Annotated in this window: 16 protein-coding genes and 2 pseudogenes; 8 read left to right on the forward strand and 10 right to left on the reverse strand. The window is 69.6% G+C overall.

The window, feature by feature from the left end:
• Window positions 1-73: 73 nt before the first annotated feature.
• From OG858_RS18435 to OG858_RS18445, 3 genes are all read right to left on the reverse strand, one after another.
• Window positions 74-1,567, reverse strand: a complete 1,494-nt coding sequence (locus tag OG858_RS18435; RefSeq protein ID WP_319067958.1) for a serine/threonine-protein kinase — start codon at window positions 1,565-1,567, stop codon at window positions 74-76.
• 44 nt (window positions 1,568-1,611) lie between these two features.
• A complete protein-coding gene (locus OG858_RS18440) occupies window positions 1,612-2,214 on the reverse strand; it encodes a hypothetical protein (RefSeq protein WP_319262417.1) in 603 nt (200 codons plus the stop codon).
• A 259-nt stretch (window positions 2,215-2,473) separates the two neighbouring features.
• A complete protein-coding gene (locus tag OG858_RS18445) occupies window positions 2,474-4,501 on the reverse strand; it encodes an N-6 DNA methylase (protein ID WP_328544710.1) in 2,028 nt (675 codons plus the stop codon).
• 210 nt (window positions 4,502-4,711) lie between these two features.
• Between OG858_RS18445 and OG858_RS18450 the strand changes: the two genes are divergently transcribed.
• Together OG858_RS18450 and OG858_RS18455 are read left to right on the forward strand one after the other, a co-directional pair.
• The gene (locus OG858_RS18450; protein ID WP_327748809.1) at window positions 4,712-5,095 is read left to right on the forward strand and encodes a hypothetical protein; all 384 of its coding nucleotides are present in this window, start codon (window positions 4,712-4,714) and stop codon (window positions 5,093-5,095) included.
• A 105-nt stretch (window positions 5,096-5,200) separates the two neighbouring features.
• Complete coding sequence (locus OG858_RS18455) at window positions 5,201-5,938, forward strand: hypothetical protein (protein WP_319320134.1); 738 nt, start codon at window positions 5,201-5,203, stop codon at window positions 5,936-5,938.
• Between the two features lie 33 nt (window positions 5,939-5,971).
• Here OG858_RS18455 and OG858_RS18460 read toward each other — a convergent pair.
• Window positions 5,972-6,457 (reverse strand): annotated as a pseudogene (locus OG858_RS18460) (HNH endonuclease family protein); the annotation flags it as partial.
• Window positions 6,458-6,580: 123 nt separating this feature from the next.
• On the opposite strand from OG858_RS18460, the gene OG858_RS18465 reads away from it, so the two are divergent.
• From OG858_RS18465 to OG858_RS18480, 4 genes are all read left to right on the forward strand, one after another.
• Entirely contained in the window at window positions 6,581-7,702 is a 1,122-nt protein-coding gene (locus OG858_RS18465; protein ID WP_086746341.1) for a tyrosine-type recombinase/integrase, read from the forward strand.
• 68 nt (window positions 7,703-7,770) lie between these two features.
• Window positions 7,771-9,897 (forward strand): tyrosine-type recombinase/integrase, encoded by a 2,127-nt coding sequence (locus OG858_RS18470; protein WP_218779559.1) that lies wholly within the window; start codon window positions 7,771-7,773, stop codon window positions 9,895-9,897.
• The gene (locus OG858_RS18475) at window positions 9,894-10,493 is read left to right on the forward strand and encodes a DUF6262 family protein (protein ID WP_086746339.1); all 600 of its coding nucleotides are present in this window, start codon (window positions 9,894-9,896) and stop codon (window positions 10,491-10,493) included. The genes OG858_RS18470 and OG858_RS18475 overlap by 4 nt, the downstream gene beginning before the upstream one ends.
• 59 nt (window positions 10,494-10,552) lie before the next feature.
• Window positions 10,553-11,179 carry a nucleotidyltransferase family protein gene (locus OG858_RS18480; protein ID WP_086746338.1) on the forward strand — a complete coding sequence of 209 codons (627 nt, stop codon included), beginning with the start codon at window positions 10,553-10,555 and terminating at the stop codon, window positions 11,177-11,179.
• Between the two features lie 21 nt (window positions 11,180-11,200).
• Here OG858_RS18480 and OG858_RS18485 read toward each other — a convergent pair whose 3' ends face one another.
• The 3 genes and pseudogenes from OG858_RS18485 to OG858_RS18495 all read right to left on the reverse strand — a co-directional run bounded on the left by OG858_RS18485 (window position 11,201) and on the right by OG858_RS18495 (window position 13,365).
• On the reverse strand, window positions 11,201-11,977 hold the full coding sequence (locus OG858_RS18485; RefSeq protein ID WP_086746337.1) for an HNH endonuclease family protein: 777 nt from the start codon (window positions 11,975-11,977) through the stop codon (window positions 11,201-11,203).
• An 82-nt stretch (window positions 11,978-12,059) separates the two neighbouring features.
• A pseudogene (locus OG858_RS18490) lies at window positions 12,060-12,302 on the reverse strand (hypothetical protein); the annotation flags it as partial.
• Between the two features lie 226 nt (window positions 12,303-12,528).
• Window positions 12,529-13,365, reverse strand: coding sequence for an SCO6745 family protein (locus tag OG858_RS18495; RefSeq protein ID WP_408059479.1), 837 nt, complete (start codon window positions 13,363-13,365; stop codon window positions 12,529-12,531).
• A gap of 229 nt (window positions 13,366-13,594) precedes the next feature.
• On the opposite strand from OG858_RS18495, the gene OG858_RS18500 reads away from it, so the two are divergent.
• The gene (locus OG858_RS18500) at window positions 13,595-14,257 is read left to right on the forward strand and encodes a TetR/AcrR family transcriptional regulator (protein ID WP_327748808.1); all 663 of its coding nucleotides are present in this window, start codon (window positions 13,595-13,597) and stop codon (window positions 14,255-14,257) included.
• A gap of 60 nt (window positions 14,258-14,317) precedes the next feature.
• Here the strand turns inward: OG858_RS18500 and mfd are convergent, their stop codons facing one another.
• Complete coding sequence (mfd, locus tag OG858_RS18505) at window positions 14,318-17,875, reverse strand: transcription-repair coupling factor (RefSeq protein ID WP_328544709.1); 3,558 nt, start codon at window positions 17,873-17,875, stop codon at window positions 14,318-14,320.
• Window positions 17,876-18,306: 431 nt separating this feature from the next.
• On the opposite strand from mfd, the gene OG858_RS18510 reads away from it, so the two are divergent.
• The gene (locus OG858_RS18510) at window positions 18,307-19,776 is read left to right on the forward strand and encodes a DUF2079 domain-containing protein (RefSeq protein ID WP_319262403.1); all 1,470 of its coding nucleotides are present in this window, start codon (window positions 18,307-18,309) and stop codon (window positions 19,774-19,776) included.
• A 126-nt stretch (window positions 19,777-19,902) separates the two neighbouring features.
• Here OG858_RS18510 and OG858_RS18515 read toward each other — a convergent pair whose 3' ends face one another.
• A complete protein-coding gene (locus OG858_RS18515) occupies window positions 19,903-22,482 on the reverse strand; it encodes an ABC transporter permease (RefSeq protein WP_328544708.1) in 2,580 nt (859 codons plus the stop codon).
• A complete protein-coding gene (locus OG858_RS18520; RefSeq protein WP_319067884.1) occupies window positions 22,479-23,267 on the reverse strand; it encodes an ABC transporter ATP-binding protein in 789 nt (262 codons plus the stop codon). The genes OG858_RS18515 and OG858_RS18520 overlap by 4 nt, the downstream gene beginning before the upstream one ends.
• Window positions 23,268-23,637 lie beyond the last annotated feature (370 nt).

Below are 23,637 nucleotides of genomic sequence, written 5' to 3' on the forward strand. Positions count from 1 at the left end.
TCGGGAAACCCCGGCTCTCGACCAAGGCAAGCTTCGGCCAAGGTGGCGCAAAACATGCGGAACGCCGTCCGCGTCAGCCGCGTACCTGCCCCAGCCATTGCAGTGTGCGCCGGACCTCGCCCGCCAGCGGATGGCCCGGCCCGCGCAGCCGCTCCACGTCCAGCAGCAGGCGGCCCAGGGTCTCGTGGGCGGCGCCGCGGTCGCCGAGGGCGAGGAGCAGGTGGCCTATGCGGCGGCGGACATCGAGGGAGAGTTCGGGGTCGCCGCCGACGTACTGGTTCTCGTAGTACGGCAGCAGGGAGCGGTACTCGGCGAGGGCCGCGGCCGGTTCGCCGAGCTGTTCGAGGCACTGGGCGGAGTCGTAGCGGAAGCGCAGTGCCTGGGGGTCGGCCTGGCCGGCCTCGGCGGCGCGCTCGTCGCCGAGGCGGCGCAGCTCGGGCAGGGCCCGGCGGTACTGGCCGTCGTCCATGAGGGTGGCCGCGTACTGCTTGCGCAGGGTGCGGACCACGGGCGAGTGCTCGCCGTGCTGGGCGGCGGCGGCCGGGAGGATCGCGCCGAGGATGTCGACGGCCTGGGTGATGCGGCCCTCGCCGAGGAGCCGCTTGACCTCGTCGACGGCGCCCGCCACGTCGGGTTTGTCGGCCGCGGGCGCCTGGTCGGGCGCGGCCGACGGCTGCGGCGCGGGGATGCGGGCGCGGTCCGGCCAGGGGGCGTGGGGGCGCAGGAAGGGGCGCGTGGGGTCGAGCGGGGAGCCGGTGGGCATACCGCGCGCGGGCAGCAGCGGGAGGAGTTGTTCGTACGTCTCCTGCGCGGAGGAGGGGCGGTGCTGCGGGTCCTTGGAGAGCAGCCGGAGGACCAGGGCCTCCAGGTTCTCCGGCACCTCGGGGCGCAGGCGGCGGACGGGGACCGGCGGCTCGTAGAGGTGGCGGTGCAGGACGCCGAGGGCCGTGGAGCCCGTGAACGGGACGTTCCCGCTGAGCAGTTCGTGTATCAGCACACCGAGGGCGTACAGGTCGGTGTACGGGCCGACCGCGCCGCCCATGGCCTGTTCGGGGGCCATGTAGGCAGGGCTGCCGATGGGCGAACCGGTGTGGGTCAGGCGGGTGGTGTCGGTGTCCATGACGGAGGCGACGCCGAGGTCGAGGACGGTGACCGTGCCGTCCTGCTTGACCATGACGTTCCGCGGCTTGAGGTCGCGGTGGATGATCGGCACCGCGTGCACGGCGGACAGCACCGCGCACAGCTGGGCGGCGACCGAGACGGCCCACTGCCACGGGTACGGGTCGTGCTCGGCGAGATGGTCGGCGAGGTCGGCCCCGTCGACGTACTGCATGACGAGGAACAGCTCCTCGTCCTCGCTGCCCGCGTCGTGCACGGTCACCAGGCCGGGGTGGTCGACCTGGGCCGTGACACGGCACTCACGCACGAAGCGGCGCCTCAGCTCGTCGGCCTCCTGGCCCGCGACCTTGTCCGGGCGCAGCAGTTTCACCGCCACGCGCCGGTCGAGGCGCTGGTCGTACGCCGTCCACACCTGGCCCATGCCGCCCTGTCCGATGAGCGTGGACAGTTCGTAGCGGCCGGTTATCAGGCGTCCCGTCCCCCGCCCCTGTGTCACCGGTCTCCTTCGTGATTGCGGAGATAGTCACTGAGCTCGTCGAGCTCGGCGCGCACCTGGTCTATCCGTGCGGGCCCGGGACGCTGCGGCTCCGGGCCGGGCTGGGGCTGCTGCGGGGGCTGCGGCTGGACGGGCGGCTGCTGGACCGGCGGGGCGGGGGTGTAGGGCTGTGGGACCTGGACCGGCGGGTAGCTGTACCCGGTCTGCTGCGAGTACATCGTGGTCTGGGCGTACGGCGACGACGGGACCGGCCGAGGGCGGCTGAAGTGACGTATGTCCGCGTACAGGTAGTACGCGACGATGGCCGCGAGTCCGCCGAATAGCAGCCCCATGCCGACGTCGCCGCGCCAGGTGGTGAACTCTTCCTCGCCCGGGTCGGTGCCGATGATGTACAGGGTCGCGACGATGTGGACAATCGCCAGGCCGAACAGCCACCAGTCGCGGGGCCTGCGGGTCACCGAGGCGAGCCGTAGCAGACATGCCCAGGCGAGCAGGCCACAGCTCATGACCGCGACCACCACGAAGATCACACGGAGTGTGACCTGGCCCCCCTGGTCGGGGCCGGGGGGCGGTGTCGGCGCATAGCCGTGGCCTTGCATGGCTGCTCCTGATGCCTGGTGAGAGCGGACTTTCGATGTCGTCCCGAGGGTATCGGTCGACCACGACATGAGGTCCAGGGTTGTGGACAACCGTTGTAGTACCGCAGTGCTGGTCACGCCGCCCGAGGCGGAGTGGTTCCGTCCGGTAGGCGTGATCGTAGGGGGAGTTCGCGGTGTCGGGCCGCCGCGACCGCCCGTCCGCGACCGCCCGTCCGCGATCGCCCCGTCCGAGGGCTCCCCGACCGCCCCGTCCGCGTGCTCAGTCCGGGACGACCGTGCCGTCCGTCAGTCCGTCGTACATGCCGCGCACGAGGCGTTCGCCGAGGCGGCCGGCCTGGCGGAGCGCGTCCTCGAAGGCGGCCAGCGCGCGGAACCGTTCGCCGTAGCGGCGCTGCTGGTCCAGGGGGAGCCGGGGCAGTTGGAGGCGGCGTACGTCGAGGCGGGTCGCGGTGGAGGCATAGCTGCTGGCCTGGCGGCTGTTGGCGGTGCCGCGCAGGAAACCGGCGACGAACCACGCGTCGAGCGCGGCCCGGTCGGGGCGCAGCAGCGTGAGGTTGCGGCCGAGGGCGGCGCCCGCGGTCTCCTCGTCGATCACCCGCGCGACCCCGCCGCCGCCGAGGACGGGGACGACGACGTCGCCGGGCTCCACGAGCACGGGGTCCTCACCCGTCTCGGGCAGGGTTCCCGAGGGTGCCGTACCGGCCAGGACGTCGTGATCGGTGAGCACGCGCGGGTGGGGGCCGCTTCCGCCCGTGCGCAGCACCAGGGCTCCCCCGCGCGCGAGTTCGCCGACCGTGGTGAGCGGCCAGCGGGTGGGCTGCGCGTCCCCGGCGAGCGGGGGCGTGAGGTCGGCGGCCAGGCGGAGGGTGTCGCCCAGGCGTTCACGCACGGCGGTCAGTTGCTCGGCGCCGCCGCCCGCGGCCGGGGGCGGCAGATGCCGGGCGGGGGCCAGGTCCACGTCGTCGTCCAGCAGGTCGATGACCGGCACAGGACGGCTGAGTCCCGGCCGCTCCGCCCCTCCGCCCGCCCGCTCGAAGGGCCGCCAGGCGTCGAGCACGACGGCACGCACCGCCGTCCAGTCGAACCCGCTGCGCCCCTCGTGGACGAGCCGCCCGGTGTCGACGAGCAGCAACTCGGGCGGCACGGGCGCCTTGCCGGGCCTGCGCAGCACCCACAGGTGCAGCGGGATGTTGTACGGGGGTGCCGCACCGACCGGGAGGGCGATCACGGCACGCAGGGCGCCCCGGCGCAGCAGGTCGGCGCGGATACGGCGCCCCGAGCGGCGGCTCGCGGCGGCCGGCGGCATCAGCAGGACGGCGGTGCCGCCGTCCTCCAGGCGAGCCAGCGCGTGCTGCACCCAGGCGAGTTCGGATTCCGTACGGGCCGGGAAGCCGTACTCCCAGCGCGGGTCGTAGGCGAGTTCGTCGTGGCCCCAGTTGCGCTCGTTGAACGGCGGGTGACACAGGACGGCCTCGGCCCTGAGGTGCTCGTGGGCGTCCGCGCGGAGGCTGTCCCCCGTGGCGGTGCGGACGGTGCTCTTGGTGCGCAACGCGAGGCGGAGCGCGGTGAGGGCGGCCAGTTCGCGGGAGCTGTCCTGGCCGTACAGCTCCTGGCCGGGGCGGGCGGCGACGGCGCGCAGGAGGGCGCCGGTGCCGCAGGCCGGGTCGAGCACCGAGCGGGCGGGCCCGGCGAGTTCGGCCATCAGCTCGGCGAGCTCGCCCGGAGTGAGCGTGTACTGGCGCGGGTTGGCGTCGAGGTGCCGGGCGAGCAGGAACTCGAAGGTCTGCCGCGCTCCCAGGTCTGCCGCGAGTTCGGTGGCGCCGCGCAGCAGCGGGATCGAGGGCAGCATCTCGGCGGGTGTCGGCTGGAGTACGGCGGGCTCCCCGGCCGGGCTGAAGCGCGGAGCGAGGACGTCCCGGAGCGGCTCGGGGAGGATCCGGGCCAGCTGCTCGTCGTCGGGGCACGCGCTCAACTCGAGCCAGGCCAGGGGCCGGTCGTGGAGATACAGCAGGGCGCAGCCCGCGTGCACGAGGGCGGTGACGGGGCCCTCCGGGTGGCCGGTGACCTGCTGCCAGACGCGCTCCTTCAGGGGCACCTCGGCGAGCTTGCCCTGATCGCGCAGCCACTCCTCGACCTCGCCGAGCGCGAAGGCCGGGCTGGTCTCTGTGCCACCGACCGGTTTGGGGAAGTCGGCGTGCCGTCGGCGCCAGTTGCTGACGGCGGCGCGACCCACGCCGGCGAGCCGCGCGATGTCCGCGGCGGTGACCTCTGTCCCGTTCCCCTGCACGCGCCCGGCTCCCCTCGTACCTGGTGTGTGACGTCGAGCATACCGACGCACGCAAGATCTACCCATACACGCCGTGTACACACTCGACTTTGTGAACCGTGTTGACTCGGTTCACAAGCTCTGCTGTGATTGACCCATCGAACGACGGGCCGCCCGATCCGGGTGGTCACACGTCGGCTGCACTGTCACACACCGGGGAGGAGCACAGCCATGGGGATGAAATCCCAGCTCGCACTGAACGCGACGGTCGGTCTCCTGCTCATCGGTGTGGTCACGACGAACGCCGGTAGCGGTGACACCACCGTGAACGGCCATGATTCAGCCGACCACTTCAAAGCCTTTGTGAACACTCACGGCACCTCCGCCGAGAGAGCCGCAGTCTCACATGTCACCGAGGTTCACAGGCCCGCCCCACCGGCGGGCGACACCGACGCCACCGACGTCCACACCGACTTCGCCGACGGACCACCGGGGGGCGGCACCGGCCCCGCCCGGCTCATCTCCGCGGCGTTCGCCGGCTGGAAGCACGACGAGCGAGGCCGCGTCACGGTCTACGACTCCGCGGACGAAGTGCTCGACACCCGCACGTACTGACGCCACCGCTCGGCACCCGCACGTACTGGTGCCACCGCTCGACGAACAGCGCGACACCACCGCTCGTTTCACGCACCTCACACCGATTCCCAGGGGGGAACTCCCATGCGTCGCACCGCACTCGCCGCTCTCTGCATCACCGCCGTGGCCACCTTCTCGCTCACCGGCTGCCTGTCCGGCGAGGACAAGGCCGACGGCCCGTTCGCCGGGCTGACCGGTGGCGAGATCGCCGACAAGGCCGTGAAGGCCACCTCGGAGGCCGACTCCCTCCGGATGAAGGGCGAGATCCAGGACGAGTCGGCCGGCGGCACGGTCCAGATGGACATGGCCATGAACAAGAAGGGCGACTGCGCCGGCACGATGAGCATGGGCGGCGACGGCGAGGCCGAGCTGATCAAGGTCGGCGACACCCTCTACATGAAGTACGACGAGGCGTTCCTGCGCGCCCAGTCGAAGGACTCCTCCAAGGAGGAGGCCGACATGGTCGTCGACATGCTCGCCGGCAAGTGGACCAAGACGTCAGCGGCCGCCGAGGACTCCAAGGACATCGCGAGCTTCTGCGACCTCGACACGGTCCTCGCCGACTTCGAGGACGTCAACTCCGACGCCACACGCGGCAAGACCGCCGAGGTCGAAGGCACCCCCGCGATCGTCCTCAGCGAGAAGGACGGCAAGGACAGTTACACCCTGTACGTCGCCACCAAGGGCGAGCCGTACCTCCTGCGGGTCGTCAGCAAGTCCGCCAAGGAGCCCGGCGACCTCGTCTTCACCGACTACGACAAGCCGGTGCCGGCCAAGGCACCCAAGGGCAAGGTCATCGACCTGGACAAGGACTTCGGCTGACACCCCTCCCCTCGCGGCGGCACCGCGACGGCCTCAGTCCGCGTGAAAGCGGGCCGGGGCCTTCGTCGGGTTGCCGCCGGTGGGGAGCTTCTGCTCCGGGCAACTGCTCAGGACGCGCTCCATGGCGGCCTGTTCGGCGGAGGTGACCCAGAGGCCGTACTTCGTCTTCACCGCGACCTGCGCGGCCACATAGGTGCAGCGGTACGCCTTGTTGGGCGGGAGCCAGGTGGCCGTGTCACCGTCGCCCTTGCCGCGGTTGGTGCCGGAGTCGACCGCGAGGAGGTTGAGCGGGTCGTTGGCCAGGGCTATGCGCTTGCTGTCGTCCCATTGCTGGGCGCCCTTCTGCCAGGCGTCGGAGAGGGCCACTATGTGGTCCACGTCGATCTTGCTACGGCCCCGGACGTACGGCACGTCCTCGCCGGTGTACGGGTCCGGGTCGAGCACACCGGAGACCACCGTGCAGTCGCCGTCCCGGAACTTCACGTCGTCCAGGTCGCGCTTGAGTATGTCGTCACGGGTTATCTGCATGCCCTTCTTCCCCGCGAGAGACATGAGTGACAGCCGTGTCCTCTCTCTGTCTCTCTCCGTTATCTGCCATACCGAGAGGCACATGGGTGACATACCTGAGAGAGGGATGAATCAATGGGATTACATACGGAGAAGGCTGTCTCACCCACCACAGGAGAGGTCACCTGGCTACTCGTGGACGAGGCGACCTACTGCCCTCATCCCGAGGCACGGGAGTTCTCGCTCTACTTGCGAGGTGCGGGACGCTCACCGCAGACGCAACGCGCCTACATCCCTCGTATCGGGCGCTTCCTCAATTGGTGCGCGGGACGGGACACGGACTGGAGGGCCGTCGGACTCGGCGACATGACCCGGTTCAAGTTCCACGTCGAGCGGACACCGACCCGGCATGGACGATTCCCATCGGCAAAGACCGTCAACGCCGTCCTCACCGCCGTCTGTGAGTTCCTCCGTTTCTGCGCTGTACAGGGTCATGTTGCCCAAGAGGTCGCCGCACGGCTGAGTGAGCCGCGCTTCCTGACCTCGCCGCCAAGCGGCTTCGACCCGGGAGAAGGCGGCCGGCACCTCATGATCAAGGCTCGCGTCCTGAAGGCGCCCGAGATCGAAACAGCACCCGCGATTCTCACCCCGCCCCAGGTCAGGGAGGTGCTGGAGGCAGCCCGTTCGGCCCGGGACCGGCTGCTCCTGACGGTGCTCGTAGAAGGGGGCCTGCGGATCGGCGAGGCTCTCGGACTGCGGCGGGAGGACATGCACCTGCTGCCCGACTCAACGCATCTGGGCTGCTGTACACGCGGCGCCCATCTGCATGTCCGCCCCAGGCAGGACAATGTGAACGGCGCGCGGGTGAAGGCAGGCCGCCATCGGATGGTTCCGCTGACCACGGGAGCGGTGCACCGGTACCGCGACCATCTTTCAGAGCGGGAGAACGTGCCCGAAGCCACCAGTTGCGACTACGTGTTCGTGAACCTCATCGGAGCGTATGCGGGCAGGCCGATGACGTACTCCAACTCCAAGCAGATCGTCGAGAGGATCGGTGAGCGCTGTGGCTTCCGCGCCCGTCCGCACATGATGCGGCACACCGCAGCAACGCAGTGGATTCGCAGCGGCGTCTCACCGGACGTCGTCCAGACGCTGCTGGGCCATGTCTCATCGGCGAGCACCGCTGTCTATCTGCACGCCCAGGACGAGGAGCTCCGAGCCGCTGTCGAGCGTGTCTCGCCGGAGGTCGTCCGATGACGCGAGGTACCGGCTTCGCTATAGCCGCACTGCCTCGTCCGGAGGACCCCGCTTGGGCTACCTGGCTCGTGGAACGTCTCCTCCCCGGCTGGCGCTCGGCCGAGTGGGACGAGAACGCGCTGTTCTTCACCGCGGTTCCAGGGAATCCAGCAACCAGCGTGTTCGTCTGCAAGGTGAACGCATGCTCCACTCACGTGGCCCACAACGGCGGCCGCTGCAGCGCCTGCAGAAGGACCCGGTCGGCTCGTGGCAACCCATCAAACTTCGACGAGACCTACGTACCTGACTCGGCACGTCGCCGACCCAATGTCTCGGACGGGCCCCTGCCTGGAGTTTCCCAGTTCTCGCTCAGCGGTGTCTCCTTGGCCGTGCGGCGGGAAATCCTGTACGGAATTCAGCAGCGCGATGCCGCCGGTATCAACCTCGTGCCCCAGCATGTCCGTCGTGTTGTCGCCGGGTTACCGCCTGGCTTGTCATCTCTCTTGGACCTGGACGAGAGCTTTACCCGTGGCCTCCCTGCCGACGCCGCCGGCTTCTTGAACGGCGTTCTTCTTCATGTCCAGCGCGCTCGCCTGCAGTTCAACGGTGGTGACGCCACATCAGGGGACGTCTGGCAAAGCTCTTTGGTGGGGCTCACCGCCGGGCGGGGGCGCAAGTACGCCGCCGTTCACGGCATCATCGACTTCCGGCCCATTCGGCAACAGTGGCTACGGGAGCTGGTCAAGGAGTACGGACGCACTGTTCGTCCCAACGTGCTGGATCTGAGGCAGACACTGTATGCAGCCTCGATCGCGTCCACGGCCCTGGCCGACCGCCCTCAGAGCGACAAGCCGGAGAACCTGTCGATGTCCGATATGAGTGCAGTAGTGGACGCGTTCCGTGTGGCGAAGCGCTCCGACGGTCGCGACTACTCAACGAGCCACCGCCGGTCACTTCTCCGTCTGTGGCGGACGTTCCTGGAGTACGCACGCCAAGCCGGGATGATGGACCACGTGCCGGGCGGGTTCGCGCTCAATCCCAGATACCACAGCATCGCCGCGGTTGAGGCTTCCGAGGACGACATCGGCCGGGCCATCCCTGAGCATGTCATTGCCCAGCTCAACGCCCATATCTCCCTGCTCGGCACCTCGACCACGTACGAAAGCGGAGGCTGGACAGCTGCTGACTTCACACAGATGTACCAGGTCGTCTACAGGGTGCTCCGGGACACCGGACGACGCCCGGGCGAGGTCACCAGCCTGCACCGCGACTGCCTGGAGTGGATCGACGGCAAGCCGACCTTGATCTACGACAACCACAAGCGGCGCCGTCATGGCCGACGGCTTCCCATCAGCGAGGCGACGGCCCAGGAGATCGAGGCGTGGAAGAAGGAACTGGACCGGCTGCCGCCCGTACCTGCGTGTGAAGAGTGGCTGTTCCCCTCACCGGGACAGCGCAACCGGCCTCGGCGAGGTCATCTGACCTCCGCGCAGTTCTGCAACCGGATCTTCCGAGACTGGGTCGACGAACTGATCTCGGACCTCGTGGACGAACGCCTGGACGAAAGCGGCGCCCCGCTCGCCTACGACCGCACCCAGATCGTCCCGTACGGCTTCCGGCACGCCTACGCCCAGCGGCACGCTGACGCCGGGACTCGACCGGATGTCCTCAAGGAACTCATGGACCACCGATCACTCGACGTCACCATGGGCTACTACAAGGTTTCCCTCAGCCGCAAGCAGGAGGCCGTCAGGACAGTGGCGAAACTCGCCGTCGACCGGCACGGCACCCCACAGGGCTTCGGCGACCCACTGGCCTACGAGGTCGAAAGCGTCGCAGTCCCCTACGGCGGCTGCACCGAACCCAGCAACGTCAAGGCGGGCGGCGGGCACTGCCGCATCCGTTTCCAGTGCGCCGGCTGCGACTTCTACCGTCCCGACCCCTCTTACCTTCCTGCCCTGGAGCAGCAGGTGGCGGAGCTGCGTGCCGACAAAGAAGCCGCGCTGGCCATGGACGCCGCCGACTGGGTCGTACGCAACTTCGACGACCAGATCCGGGCGTACGCGCAGTCGGCCGACGAGATGCGACGCCGACTCGAAGAGTTACCGGAGGACGAGCGGGCGGCGGTCGAGGCCGCCTCCCGTGCACTGCGCAAGGCCCGCTCGGCCGCAGCGTTCATCCCCGTGCAGTCCTTGACCACCCGGAGTGCCCTGTGAGCCCTACCACCAGTTCCGACGCTGCGAGCCTGGATGCGCGAGTCCGGCGGCTGTCTGCCGCCCGCGCCCAAGACAGCGAGGCCAAGACAGCCCGCTCCCTGGACGTCGTGCGCGATCTCCTCGGCTCCGGTCAGCGGGTCACGTTCGCCGGTGTGGCCCGCGAGGCGTCGGTGTCCACGTGGTTCGTCTACAACCAGGCCCAAGTACGAGATGCGGTGCAGGCCGCCATGGACGAGCAACGGAAGCACGGTCGCCACACCTCTCAAGTTTCAGGTGCTCAGCGCGTGAACCCGGCCGGGCTGCACACCGAACTCGCCCTTGCACGGGAGGAGATCAAGGATCTCAAGAAGGAGCGTGACCGGCTCCGAGGGCGTGTGAGGCTTTCCCTGGGCGTGGAGCTGGACGATGTGGACCGCAGCAAGCTGGTCGAACGGCTAGAGCAGTTGGAACGTGAGAAGGTCGAGTTGCAGCATGAGCTCGCGAACACCCGAGACCGACTGATTTCTCTGGAGGGACGCCTGCAGGAGTCGGAGGACGATCTCACCGCTGCCAGAGCCAGCCTCCGCCGGGCGATGCGGGCGGTGCCTTCGCAGTGACCGAACGATGGAGCAAGATTTAGGGCCTGGCGCTGAGCGAGTTGTGGTAGGCAGGGTCGGTGATCGGCCGACTCCCTCTCGACCAGCAACTTGAGCGCCTGCGCGCGACGCTGTCCCGTAACGATGTGTTGATGGAAGTACTGGCGCGGTCTGCGGCATTGGATCTGCCTGGGTGGTATGTCACGGCCGGGTGCCTGTTCCAGACCGTTTGGAACGTCGTCACGGGCAGACCGCCGACCAGCGGCATCAAGGACTACGACGTCTTCTACTTCGACGCCGGCGATCTGTCCTGGGAGGCGGAGGATGCTGTGATCAAGGCCGGGCGGGAGGTCTTTGCGGACTTGCCTGCAGAGGTTGAGATCCGGAACGAGGCACGAGTTCACCTCTGGTACGAGGACAAGTTCGGAGTGCCCTGTCCGCCGTATGAGTCCACCGAGGCGGCGATCGACAGGTTCGCCGCGACAACGTGCTGTCTGGGAGTGCGGATTGCGGCGGACGGCCGCTGGCGGGTATATGCGCCGCATGGGCTGTCGGACATGTTCAACCTCGTCGTCCGCCCGAACCCGGTGCTCGCCCCGCAGTCGGTCTACGAGGCCAAGGCAGCCCGGTGGCGGGAGCAATGGCCCGAGCTGACCGTCCTGGACTGGCCCTCCACGAGCATCACGGCCCCCTCGTCCCGCAGCTGACGCCGGCTACCTCTGCCGACATCATCCGCCGCACTGCTTCAGCATCATCTGCTTGTCGGGCGCCGTAACCGGCATCTCGTACTTGAGGGCGACCTGAGCGAAGCGGACCACATAGGCGCACCTGATCGGCTTGTTGGGCGGAAGCCACGAGGCGGGTCCGGAATCTCCCTTGGCCGAGTTGGCACGCCCTTCGACCGGGATCAGATTGAGCACATCGTTCGCAAACTGCTTGCGCTTGCTCTCCGGCCACCGCGACGAGCCCATCTGCCAGCTGTACGACAGCGGCACCACATGGTCTATCTGCACCTCGGAAGCCGCTTGCTTGCGCCACTCGATGGTCCTGCCGGTGTACGGATCGTGCAACGTCATGGCGACGACCACACAGTCGGAACCACTGCGGAAGCGGAGATCCTGACCATCGCGCTCGATGAGATCGTTTCGGGTGTCACACCCGTTTCTCGCCAACGGCACCCCATCAGCCGTGTCCATCCAGGCATAGCCGAATTCGTCCCGGGCATAGCCGGTTTTCGGGCCCCTCCCCTTCGTCGACAGCTCCTCTATGAGTTTTCGGGCCGTCTCCTCGTCCGCGTCCGCTGTCACGGGCGCCAGCCCCGGCTTCGTACCGGCAGGGTTCTTCAGCGGACTGACCGCCCGTCCATCCGGCGAGGTCGGTCCGGCTCCCGTCGAAGAGTCACCTTCCTCAAGGCCTTCGCATCCCGAGACGAGAACCGCAGCGGTTACCCACACGGCTACGGCCCGGAGGAAACGCGTGCCGGTCCCCGCACTCCCGTGCCCCATGTGCCTCTCAGTAAGCACAGGCCACCCCACCCCGTATGAGCTGGCCGAACGCCTCAGCTATCCGTCGCAGGATAGAGATAACACGGGTGTCGCAGCTGTTGGAGTCCGTGTCGGCCCAGGCGCTGCCGAACTCACCGCGGTCGTAATCGGTCTTCGGCGCCCGCCCCTTGACGGTCAGTGCCTCCGCGGCGGCGAACGCGGCGCCGCCGCCCCCGCCGGGGTTCTCCTGCGGTCCGGCCGAGCCGCCCGTGTCGTCCAGTTCGCAGCCGGTCGCGGCGACCAGCACCAGAGCGACGACAGCGACCCCACCCCTCAAACGCACCACGCGACACCCCTTTCCTCTGCCTGTGCTCTCACGCGGTCCCGCATGGGGTTCCCCGTCCTGCCTGCTCGACACCGTAGCGGCAGCCGGGCACGGCCATACCGGCACCCGGTGGTCATCGACAGTCAGCAGGTGCACGCCGGGCGTATGCCCGGTGGTGAGGGGCCAACACCCCAAGGAGGCGTCAGCGCGTCCGGCCGCCCGGTCAGCCCGGTCCGTCAGGAGGCGTTCACACCTTGCCGATCCCCAGGGTCGTCTCCGACGGAAGCAGGCCCGAGCCGATCACGGCGACCCAGAACTCGCCCAGCAGGTCGGCGAGTCGGGCGGTGTCGGTGGGACCGAGGAACTGCCAGGGGACGGCGGCCAGTCGGTCGGTGTGCAGCTCGACCTGCCGGCGCAGACTCCGGCCGGCCTCCGTGGCCGTACCGTCCGGATGCACCAGCCCGCGTGCCGTGAGGCGGGCGTGGGCGGCGCTCCATTCCTCCTTGCTCCAGCCGCGGCTCTCGAAGCGCTCCACCGAGGCGGCGCCTGTCGCGGCGAAGGAGACGAGGGACTCGGCGGGATCGAGGTCCGCGGTCAGCAGGGCCGCGAGGTGGCCGTCACCACGGTGTTCGCGCAGGATCGTGGCCGCCCGCCAGAGTGCAAGGTGCGCGGGCTCGGGCCAGGGCAGCTCGGCGTTGGCCGCCGCGAGGGGGCGCCCCGCGGTGTTCGCGAACTCCGCGGCGCGGCGGGCCAGGCGGGCGGCCTCGGTGAGTTCGGCGCTGTGCACGCGGTCCGCGAATATGGCTCGGTACGCCCGGTCGATCGCCCGGTCCCGGGCCTCCAGCACGGCTGCCGGTGGCGCGGTCTTCCAGGCCTGTTCGATGTGCTCCGCGACCATGCGGGGGCTGAAGCTGTAGAAGGCGGAGGCCGTCCGCTCGACTCCGACGGAGCCCAGGGGCGCAGCCCGGAACGGGAAGTAGCTGGGCCACCTCTCCCGCACGTCGTACCCCAGCGCGGCCGCTTCCTCGAAGGCCTCCGGCGCGTAGTAGAGGACGGCGTGCAAGGGCTCCAGCAGGTGCCACATACGGCGCACCTCACCCAGGCCCACGGTGCCGCCTTCGGCTTCGCGATGTTCGGCCTCGCCTCGCGCCGCAGTACCGCTCCCGTTGACGTGCTCGGACATGACGCATCCCCCTGCCACTCCCCCGACCGCAGTGACGACCGGATCCGAACTTGACATTGACCAGATTGCCGAATCGCGCCGAACTTGTCAACGACTAGATTGAATGCTCCGAGGGGCCTACGCTGTGCCCATGCCTCGCAACACCACGGCCGACCAGCCCAAACAGCCCGCGCAGCCCGGACCGTCCGCGCAGCCCAAGCAGCCCGGACAGTCAACGCAGCCCGAACGCCCCTACCACCACGGCGACCTCCGCCGTGCGATCCTCCACGCCGCGCTCGACGTCATCGCCGCCGACGGCCCGTCGGCGCTGAGCCTGCGGGATCTGGCCCGGCGCGCGGGTGTCTCGCACGCGGCGCCGGCCCATCACTTCAAGGACCGCACGGGTCTGCTCACGGCGATCGCGGCGGACGGGCACGGGCTGTTGGCGGCCACGCTCGCGGAGGCCGGGGACCTGCGGGACGCGGGCGGGCGGTACGTCCGTTTCGCGCGCGAGCACCCCGCGCACTTCCAGGTGATGTTCCGGCCGGAACTGCTTCGCGAGGACGACCTCGAACTCACCACCGCCCGCGCACTGTCACGCGAGCAGCTGCGCGCTGCCGTCACCGGCGCACGCCCCGAGACCCCCGACGCCGACCCCCGGCTGGCCGGCATCGCCGCCTGGTCCCTCTCCCACGGCTTCGCCACACTGCTGCTCAGCGGCAACCTCGCCGCGGTCGTGGGCGACCAGGACCCCGAGGAGGTCTTCCGCACCGCCACGGAACTGCTGTTCCCGACCGCGTCGCCCTCCCCGTGACCCTGACCGGCCCACACCCGCTGCACCACTCCACCGCTACGCCACTACGCCACTACGCCACTACGACCCCAGAATCGAGGCCAGGAACTCCCCGGTCCATCCCAACAGGTCCCGGCCGAGCAGCGGCTTCCCGCCCACCTTCGCCGTCTTCGGGCGGGGCACCAGCACCTGGTGGGCGGCCGGCTTGATGACCGTCCCCGGATACAGGCGCTTGAGGCGGAGCTCCTGCGACTCCCGCAGCTCCACCGGGGCGAAGCGGATGTTGGTGCCCTGGAGGACGATCTCGCCGACACCGCAGGCTCGGGCGAGCATGCGCAGACCGGCGACGAGCAGCAGGTTCTCCACCGGCTCGGGCAACTTGCCGTAACGGTCGACCAGTTCCTCGCGCACCGCGGCGATGTCGGCCTCGGTGTTGACGGAGGCGATCGCCCGGTACGCCTGCAACCTCAGCCGCTCCCCCGGCGCGTAGTCGTGCGGGACATGCGCGTCGACCGGCAGCTCGATCTTGACGTCGAGCGGCGGCTCCTCCTCGATCTCCCCGGTCTCCAGCTGACGGCGGTAGTCCGCGACGGCCTCGCCGACCATGCGGACGTACAGGTCGAAGCCCACGCCCGCGATGTGACCGGACTGCTCGCCACCCAGCAGATTGCCCGCGCCCCGGATCTCCAGGTCCTTCATCGCCACGTACATGCCCGCGCCCATCTCCGTGTGCTGGGCGATGGTCGCGAGGCGCTCGTGGGCCGTCTCCGTCAGGGGCTTCTCCGGCGGGTACAGGAAGTAGGAGTAACCGCGTTCCCGGCCTCGGCCGACCCGGCCCCTCAGCTGGTGCAGCTGCGACAGGCCGAAGGTGTCTCCCCGCTCCACGATCAGCGTGTTCGCGTTCGAGATGTCGATCCCCGACTCCACGATCGTCGTGGACACGAGGACGTCGAACTTCTTCTCCCAGAAGTCGACGACGACCTGCTCCAGGGCCTGCTCCGACATCTGGCCGTGGGCCGTCGCGATCCGTGCCTCGGGGACGATCTCGCGCAGCCGGGAAGCGGCGCGGTCGATGGACTCCACCCGGTTGTGGATGTAGAAGACCTGGCCCTCGCGGAGCAGTTCGCGGCGGATTGCCGCGCCGATCTGCTTCTCCTCGTACGGGCCGACGAAGGTGAGGACCGGGTGGCGCTCCTCCGGCGGGGTGGTGATCGTCGACATCTCGCGGATGCCGGTCACCGCCATCTCCAGCGTCCTCGGGATCGGTGTCGCGGACATCGTCAGCACGTCCACGTTCGCGCGGAGCTTCTTCAGCTGCTCCTTGTGCTCGACGCCGAACCGCTGCTCCTCGTCGACGATGACGAGGCCGAGATCCTTGAACTTGGTCTCGGAGGAGAAGAGGCGGTGGGTGCCGATGACGATGTCGACCGCGCCCTCGCGCAGGCCCTCCAGCGTGCCCTTGGCCTCGGTGTCCGTCTGGAAGCGGGACAGGGCCCGGACGTTCACCGGGAACTGCGAGTACCGCTCGCTGAACGTGCCGAAGTGCTGCTGCACCAGAAGGGTGGTCGGGACGAGCACGGCCACCTGCTTGCCGTCCTGGACGGCCTTGAAGGCGGCCCGGACCGCGATCTCCGTCTTGCCGTAGCCGACGTCGCCGCAGATCAGGCGGTCCATGGGGACCGTCTTCTCCATGTCCTCCTTGACCTCGGCGATCGTCGTCAGCTGGTCGGGCGTCTCCGCGTACGGGAAGGCGTCCTCCAGCTCACGCTGCCAGGGCGTGTCCGCAGCGAACGCGTGACCGGGCGCCGCCATCCGCGCGCTGTAGAGCTTGATGAGGTCGGCGGCGATCTCCTTGACCGCCTTCTTCGCGCGCGCCTTCGTCTTCGTCCAGTCGGCACCGCCCAGCCGGTGCAGGGTCGGGGCCTCGCCTCCGACGTACTTCGTGATCTGTTCGAGCTGGTCCGTCGGGATGTAGAGGCGGTCGCCGGGCTGGCCGCGCTTGGCGGGGGCGTACTCGACGACCAGGTACTCGCGGGTCGCGCCCTGCACGGTCCGCTGGACCATCTCGATGTAGCGGCCGACACCGTGCTGTTCGTGCACGATGTAGTCGCCCGCCTCAAGGGTCAGCGGGTCGATGGTCTTGCGGCGGCGGGCGGGCATCCGGGCGCCGTCCTTGCCGGCCGCCTTCTGGCCGGTGAGGTCGGTCTCGGTGAGGACGGCCAGCTTCAGGGCGGGGTCGACGAAGCCGTAGTCGATCGAGCCGCACGCCACATGCACGACCGACGGGGAGATCTGCCCCAGCTCTGCCTCCAGACGGGCCGCGATGCCCTCGCCGCCGAGCACCTCGACCGTGCGGGCCGCCGGGCCGTGGGCCTCGGTGACGAACACCGTGCGCCAGCCGTCGGCGAGCCAGCCCTTGGTGTCGGCGAGGGCCTTGGCCGTGTCGCCCCGGTAGGTGTCGGGGGCGTGCATGCCCAGCTTGAGGGTGTCGCCCGCCGCGTCGGCGGCATAGGTCTCCGTCAGCTCCTCGTCGACCGCGAACGGCGACACCGACCACCACATCATGTCCAGCTCACGGGCCCGCTCACGGACGTCCGCGATGGACCACAGGGAGGCCGCGCCGACGTCGATGGGCGCCTCGCCGCCCCCGGCGGTCGCCGCCCAGGACGCGTGCAGGAACTCCTGCGAGGTGGCCACCAGGTCCGCCGCGCGCGTCCGCACCCGCTCCGGGTCGCAGACGATCGTCATGGCGCCCTTCGGCAGGACGTCGATCAGCAGTTCCATGTCGTCGACGAGAACCGGAGCGAGAGATTCCATTCCCTCGACGGCGATGCCCTCGGCGATCTTGTTGAGGAGTTCGCCCAGCTCCGGGTGGCGTTCGGCGAGGGCACGCGCGCGGGCGCGTACGTCGTCGGTGAGGAGGAGTTCGCGGCAGGGCGGCGCCCACAGGCCGTGCTCGGCGACCTCCAGGGAGCGCTGGTCGGCGACCTTGAAGTACCGGATCTCCTCGACGTCGTCGCCCCAGAACTCCACTCGGAGGGGGTGTTCCTCGGTCGGCGGGAAGACATCGAGGATGCCGCCGCGTACGGCGAACTCGCCGCGCTTCTCGACGAGTTCGACGCGGGAGTACGCGGCTGCCGCCAGTGCCTCGACCGTACGGTTCAGGTCGGCCGTCTCGCCCGAGCGCAGGGCGACCGGTTCGAGGTCGCCGAGGCCCTTGACCTGGGGCTGGAGGACCGAGCGGACGGGGGCGACGACGACCGAGACCGGGCCGGTCTCCGGGTCGTCCGGGCGCGGGTGGGTCAGGCGGCGCAGCACGGCGAGGCGGCGGCCGACGGTGTCGCTGCGCGGGCTGAGCCGCTCGTGCGGGAGCGTCTCCCAGGCCGGGTACTCCACGACCCCGTCCGGGGGGAGCAGCGAGCGCAGGGCCGCCGCCAGGTCCTCGGCCTCGCGGCCCGTCGCCGTCACGGCGAGTACGGGGCGGCCGGCGTCGCGGGTGAGGGCGGCCACCGCGAAGGGGCGGGCCGCCGGGGGGCCCACCAGGTCGATGTGGGTGCGGTGGCCGTCGGATGCCGCCCTGATCGCTTCCGCGAGGGGGGCGTCCTTGACTACGGCGTCTAGCAGACCGTGGAGGCTCATTCGGGGCGTTTCCCGTCCGGGTGGGCAAGGTGTGGGGGTGCTGGCTTGGGCAAGGTGTGGGGCTGCTGGGGCAACACGAACGCCCGGACTCGTGTGACGGGCCGGGGGTGTCCAGGGTACGACGAGCGGCGTGGGGGGTGTGGACGACTTCTGTCTCGCCCCCGCCGCCCCTACCCGTCCCTCCCCCGCTCTCGGCTTCGCTCGAGCGGGAGGTGCCCCCACCAGGGGCTGCGCCCCTTCGACCCCGCTCCCCTGTCCGTTTTTGCGTGCGGGAGCGTCGTGGTTGATCGCGCAGTTCCCCGCGCCCCTGAAAAGCAGTTCCCCGCGCCCCTGAAAGCAAGGGGCTTCGCCCCTCGCCTCGCACGCCGCCTAATCTCTTAAGGCACCCCTTGACGCCCTGACCTCCTGCCCCCGGCCGAACGTGAGCATCCATGGCACCGACCGCCCCGTCCACGAACCCGTCGGAGCAGTCGCTCATACCGGGGCCGGTCGCGGCCTCGGCCCCGCCCCGTGACCGGCGTTTTTCCCTGGCGGGCCGCGAGCCGTACGTGCTGGCCGTCGTGCTGTTCGTCGCGTACGCAGCGGTGTCGGTCGGGCGGTACCGGCGGATGGCGACCCGCTCGTACGACCTGGGGATCTTCGAGCAGACGGTGCGGGCGTACGCGCACTTCCAGGCGCCCATCGTCGAGCTGAAGGGGCCGGGGTACAGCGTGCTCGGGGATCACTTCAGCCCGGTCACCATGCTGCTCGCGCCGTTCTACCGGGTGTTTCCCTCGTCCGTGACGCTGTTGGTCGCGCAGGCGGCGCTGTTCGCGCTGTCGGCGGTGCCGGTGACGCGGGCGGCGACGCGGATGCTGGGGCGGGCGCGGGGGCTCGCACTGGGGGTGGCGTACGGGCTGTCGTGGGGGCTGCAGAACGCCGTGGACTTCGATTTCCACGAGATCTGTTTCGCGGTTCCGCTGATCGCGTTCTCCCTGGAGGCGCTGCTCCGGCGGCGGTGGCGCGCGGCGCTGCTCTGGGGACTGCCCTTGGTGCTGGTCAAGGAGGACCAGGGGCTGACGCTGGCGGTCATCGCGCTCGTCGTCGCGCTGCGGGCCCGGCGGCACGGTTCGACCCGGGTGGTGCCGTACGCCCTGGCGGTCGCGGCGTTCGGCGCGGTCGCCACGCTGATCACCTTCACCATGATCATCCCGGCCTTCAACACCGCCGGCACCTCCGACTACCTGTCCAAGGTCGGCGACTCCGGCCCCCTCGACGGCGTGGACACCAAGATCCGCACCGTCCTCTGGCTGCTGATCCCGACCAGCGGACTGCTCGCCCTGCGCTCCCCCATCGTCCTCGCCGTCCTCCCCACCCTGGGCTGGCGGTTCGTCTCCTCCGACCACCACTACTGGGGCACGGACTGGCACTACAGCGCCGTACTGATGCCGATCATCACCCTCGCGCTCGTCGACGCACTGCCCGGCGCACGCCACGACTCCCGCCCGTGGCTGCGGTCGTACGCGCTCCATCTGCCCGCCGCCGTCCTCGCGGCCTCGCTCGCACTGACGACCATGCTGCCGCTGGGCACTCTGACCAAGGCCGACGCCTATCGTGTCCCGGCCGAGGTCCGGGCTGTGGAGAAGCTGCTGCGCACCATCCCCGACGGGGCCACCGTCGAGTCCAACATCGGGCCCATCACCCGGCTGACCTCCCGCTGCCGCGTCTTCTGGATCGGCCGGACCAAGGGCCTCGCCCCGGACTTCATCGCCTTCAACAACTCCTCGCGCTGGGTGAAGGACGTCCCCGCGTTCGCCCGTCAGCTGCATCCGCGCGACACGTACGTGCTGCGGGGTGTCATCCAGGGGTACGTGCTGCTGAAACGTACGTCTCCGAGCACGTCCCCGAGCACGTCCTCCTGAGACGGGTGGAGCCCGGCGCCCGGAAGCCTCCGCTTCCCGACGCCGGGCTCTCCCCCGGTTCCCCCGTGTCCCCCGTTCGTTCCCCCGTGTCCGGCGGCCGATGGCAACTCGGTGGCTACTCGATGGCTACTCGGTGGCGATCGCGTTGAGTACGTTCATGCGGCCCGCCCGGAACGCCGGCACCAGCGCGGCGAACAGGCCCACGAAGGCCGAGCTGATAAAGACCCCGATGATCGTCGGCCACGGGATGTCGAGGACCTTCAGGCCCTCCAGGGCGAGGAGCTGCTGCGCGGTGGCGCCCCAGCCCATGCCCAGACCCAGGCCGAGGAGCGCGCCGAAGAGGGCGATGACGACCGACTCCAGGCGGATCATGCGGCGCAGCTGGCGGCGGGAGAGGCCGATGGCACGCATCAGACCGATCTCGCGCGTCCGCTCGACCACCGACAGCGCCAGCGTGTTCACGACTCCCAGGATCGCGACGATGATCGCGAGGGCGAGCAGGCCGTAGATCATGTTCAGGAGCTGGTCGATCTGGCCCTTGAGCGCTTCCTTGTAGTCGGTCTGGTCGCGGACCTCGTACTGCGGGTAGTCGTGCAGCGCGTCCTTGAGGGACTTGTACGCGGCCGTGTCCTGGCCCTCCTTCGCCGAGGCGAAGAGCATCTGGTCGAGGGGCATCTTGTCGGCGGGGACGTACTTGGCCATCGTGTCGATGGAGGTGTACATGGCCCCGGCGTCGATGACGACGTCGCTGCTGGTGATGGCACGGACGGTCAGGTCGGCCGTGGAGCCGTCCTTGAAGTCGACGGCGATCTTGGAACCGAGCTTGATGTCGTGGTCCTTGGCGAACTTCTCGTGGACGGACATCGAGTCGGGCTGGTAGGCGTCCGGCAGCTTCCCCGCGACGACCTCGGTGGCGAGGTCGGTGGCGTAGCTCGGGTCGGCGGCGGTGATCGCCGTCTCCTTGAGCGTCTTGCCGTCCGGGGTGGTGAAGTCGGCCTGGGTGTACTTGTACTCGGTGACGTTCTTGACACCCTCGGCGGACTTCGCGGCCTCGACGGCCTGCGGGGTGATCAACTGGCCGGTGTCGGACTGGATGATGAAGTCCGTGCCGACCGTCTTGTCGAGCTGATCCGTGGCCGAGGCGACCAGGGAGGAGCCGACGACCGACAGGCAGGCGACCAGGGCGAGGCCGATCATCAGGGCGGCGCCCGTGGCCCCCGTACGACGGGGGTTGCGCAGCGCGTTGCGCTCCGCCATCCGGCCCACGGGGCCGAAGGCCCGCAGGACGACCGCGCCCAGCACCCGCACCACGGCGCCGGCGAGCAGCGGGCCGATGACGACGAAGCCGATGAGGGACAGGACGACCCCGCCGCCCAGCCACATCGAGCCCTCGCTCGCCTTGGCGGCGGCGGAGGCCAGGTACAGGCAGTAGCCGCCGGCGCCGGTCAGGAGCAGGCCGATCACGGCCCGCACCACTCCGGCCTTGGCGTCCAGCGGAGCGCCGGCGTCGCGCAGGGCGGCCATCGGGGAGACCTTGCCGGCGCGCCGGGCAGGCACGTACGCGGCGAGGACGGTGACGACGATGCCGAGGAGCAGACCGACCGCCGGGGTGGTCCAGGCGATGGTGAGGTCGTCGGTGGACAGGTTCATGCCGGTGGCGCTCATCAGCTTCATCAGGCCGATGGCGAGGCCGACACCGCCGACGACACCGAGGACCGAGCCGAACACGCCCAGGAACAGCGCCTCGACGAGGACCGACCGGTTGACCTGGCCGCGGCTGGAGCCGATGGCCCGCATCAGGCCGATCTCGCGGGTCCGCTGGGCGACCAGCATCGAGAAGGTGTTGATGATCAGGAAGATGCCGACGAGGAAGGCGATCCCGGCGAAGCCGAGCATCGCGTACTTCATCACGCCCATGAACTCGCCGACGTCCTTGGCGTTGGCGTCCGCGATCTCCTTGGCGGTCTGCACCTTGTAGGCGCCGCCCAGTTCGGCGGAGACGTTCTTCTTCACCTGCGCGTCCGTGAACCCGGCGGCGGCGGTGATGTTGACGTTGGTGTACACGCCGGTCTCGCCGACCAGGGTCTTCTGGGCGGTGGCGGTGTCGAGGTAGAAGATCGCGGCGCCCGGGTTGGTCACCTGGAAGTCGGCGATGCCGGAGACCTTCGCCTCGTGCGTGCCGACGGCGTTGATCACGCCGATCACGTCGCCGAGCTTCAGGTCGTGCTTGTCGGCGGTGTCCGCGTCGACCACGATCTGGTCGGGTCCGCGCGGCGCGTTGCCGGACGAGATCTTCATGGTGCGGGCGTCGTTGGCGTTCCAGTTGCCGACGATGGTCGGGGCGCCGCTGGTGGGCGAGAGGCTGTCCTTGTCGGCGTCGACGACCGTGACCGACGTCGAGAAGACGGTCCCCTCGGCCGACTTCACGCCGTCCGCGCCGCCCACCTTGTCGACGACCGACGCGGGCATGACCGGCGGCCTGCCGTTGTCGGACTGTGTCTCACCGCTGTCCGAGGCGCCCTTGGCGCTGACCGTGACGTCGGAGGAGGTGGCCGCGAACAGCTTGTCGAACGTCGTGCCCATCGTGTCGGTGAAGACCAGGGTCCCCGTCACGAACGCCACCGACAGCATGACCGCGATGGCCGAGAGCGCCATCCGTCCCTTGTGCGCGAAGAAGTTGCGCAGGGAGGTCTTCATGACACTCATGACGTACGCCCCCGCGCGTCGAAGTCCTTCATCCGGTCCAGCACGGCGTCGGCGGTCGGCTTGAGCATCTCGTCGACGATGCGGCCGTCGGCCAGGTACAGCACCCGGTCCGCGTACGAGGCGGCCACCGGGTCGTGGGTGACCATCACGATGGTCTGACCCAGCTCGTCGACCGACCTGCGCAGGAAGCCCAGCACCTCGGCGCCGGCCCGTGAGTCCAGGTTGCCGGTCGGCTCGTCACCGAAGATGATCTCCGGCCGGGCGGCCAGCGCACGGGCCACGGCGACGCGCTGCTGCTGGCCGCCGGAGAGCTGGGCGGGCCGGTGCTTGAGCCGGTCGCTCAGGCCGACGGTGTCGACGACCCGCCCCAGCCACTCCTTGTTCGGCTTCCGCCCGGCGATGTCCATGGGCAGGGTGATGTTCTCTATCGCGTTCAGCGTGGGCAGCAGGTTGTACGCCTGGAAGATGAACCCGATCCGGTCCCGGCGCAGCTGCGTGAGCTTCTTGTCCTTGAGCCCGGTGATCTCGGTGTCGTCGAGGTAGATCTGACCCGACGTCACGGTGTCGAGCCCGGCGAGGCAGTGCATGAGGGTGGACTTGCCGGACCCCGAGGGGCCCATGATCGCGGTGAACTGTCCCCGCGCGATGTCCACATCCACCTGATCGAGGGCGACGACACGGGTCTCACCGGACCCGTACGCCTTCACGACCTGCCGCGCCCGCGCGGCAACGGCCGTAGTCCCTCCAGTACCCCCGTGCCTGGTGATGGTCACAGCCGATGTCACGGTATGTCTCCTATGTCGGGCAGCGGATGATTCCGCCGCTCAGTGGACGAGCCGTACGAACCGAGTGCCTTACGAAGCAAGTGCCCTACGAACCAAGTGCCGTACGAACCAAGTGCCGTACGAAGCGAGGCGCCGAGTCGTACGAGGTGGTGTGCTGATGAGTCTGGCCCCCGGAGGGGGTGCGGCGCCCTGGTGCCCAGCGCAGTCTTCTGCTGGGGAAAACCCCACCCCCACCGCTCCGGTGCACCGCCCCCCAGCGGCGTAAAGCCAGGTTAAGGACGAGAGGTGCCCCGTCTCGTCCTCCGCCGGTACGAACCCTCCCCGAGCCCTGGTGCGGAGATCCCCCTAGGGGATCTCGCCCTCGGGGAGG

The organism is Streptomyces europaeiscabiei, assembly GCF_036346855.1.
Taxonomy (GTDB): Bacteria; Actinomycetota; Actinomycetes; order Streptomycetales; family Streptomycetaceae; genus Streptomyces; species Streptomyces europaeiscabiei.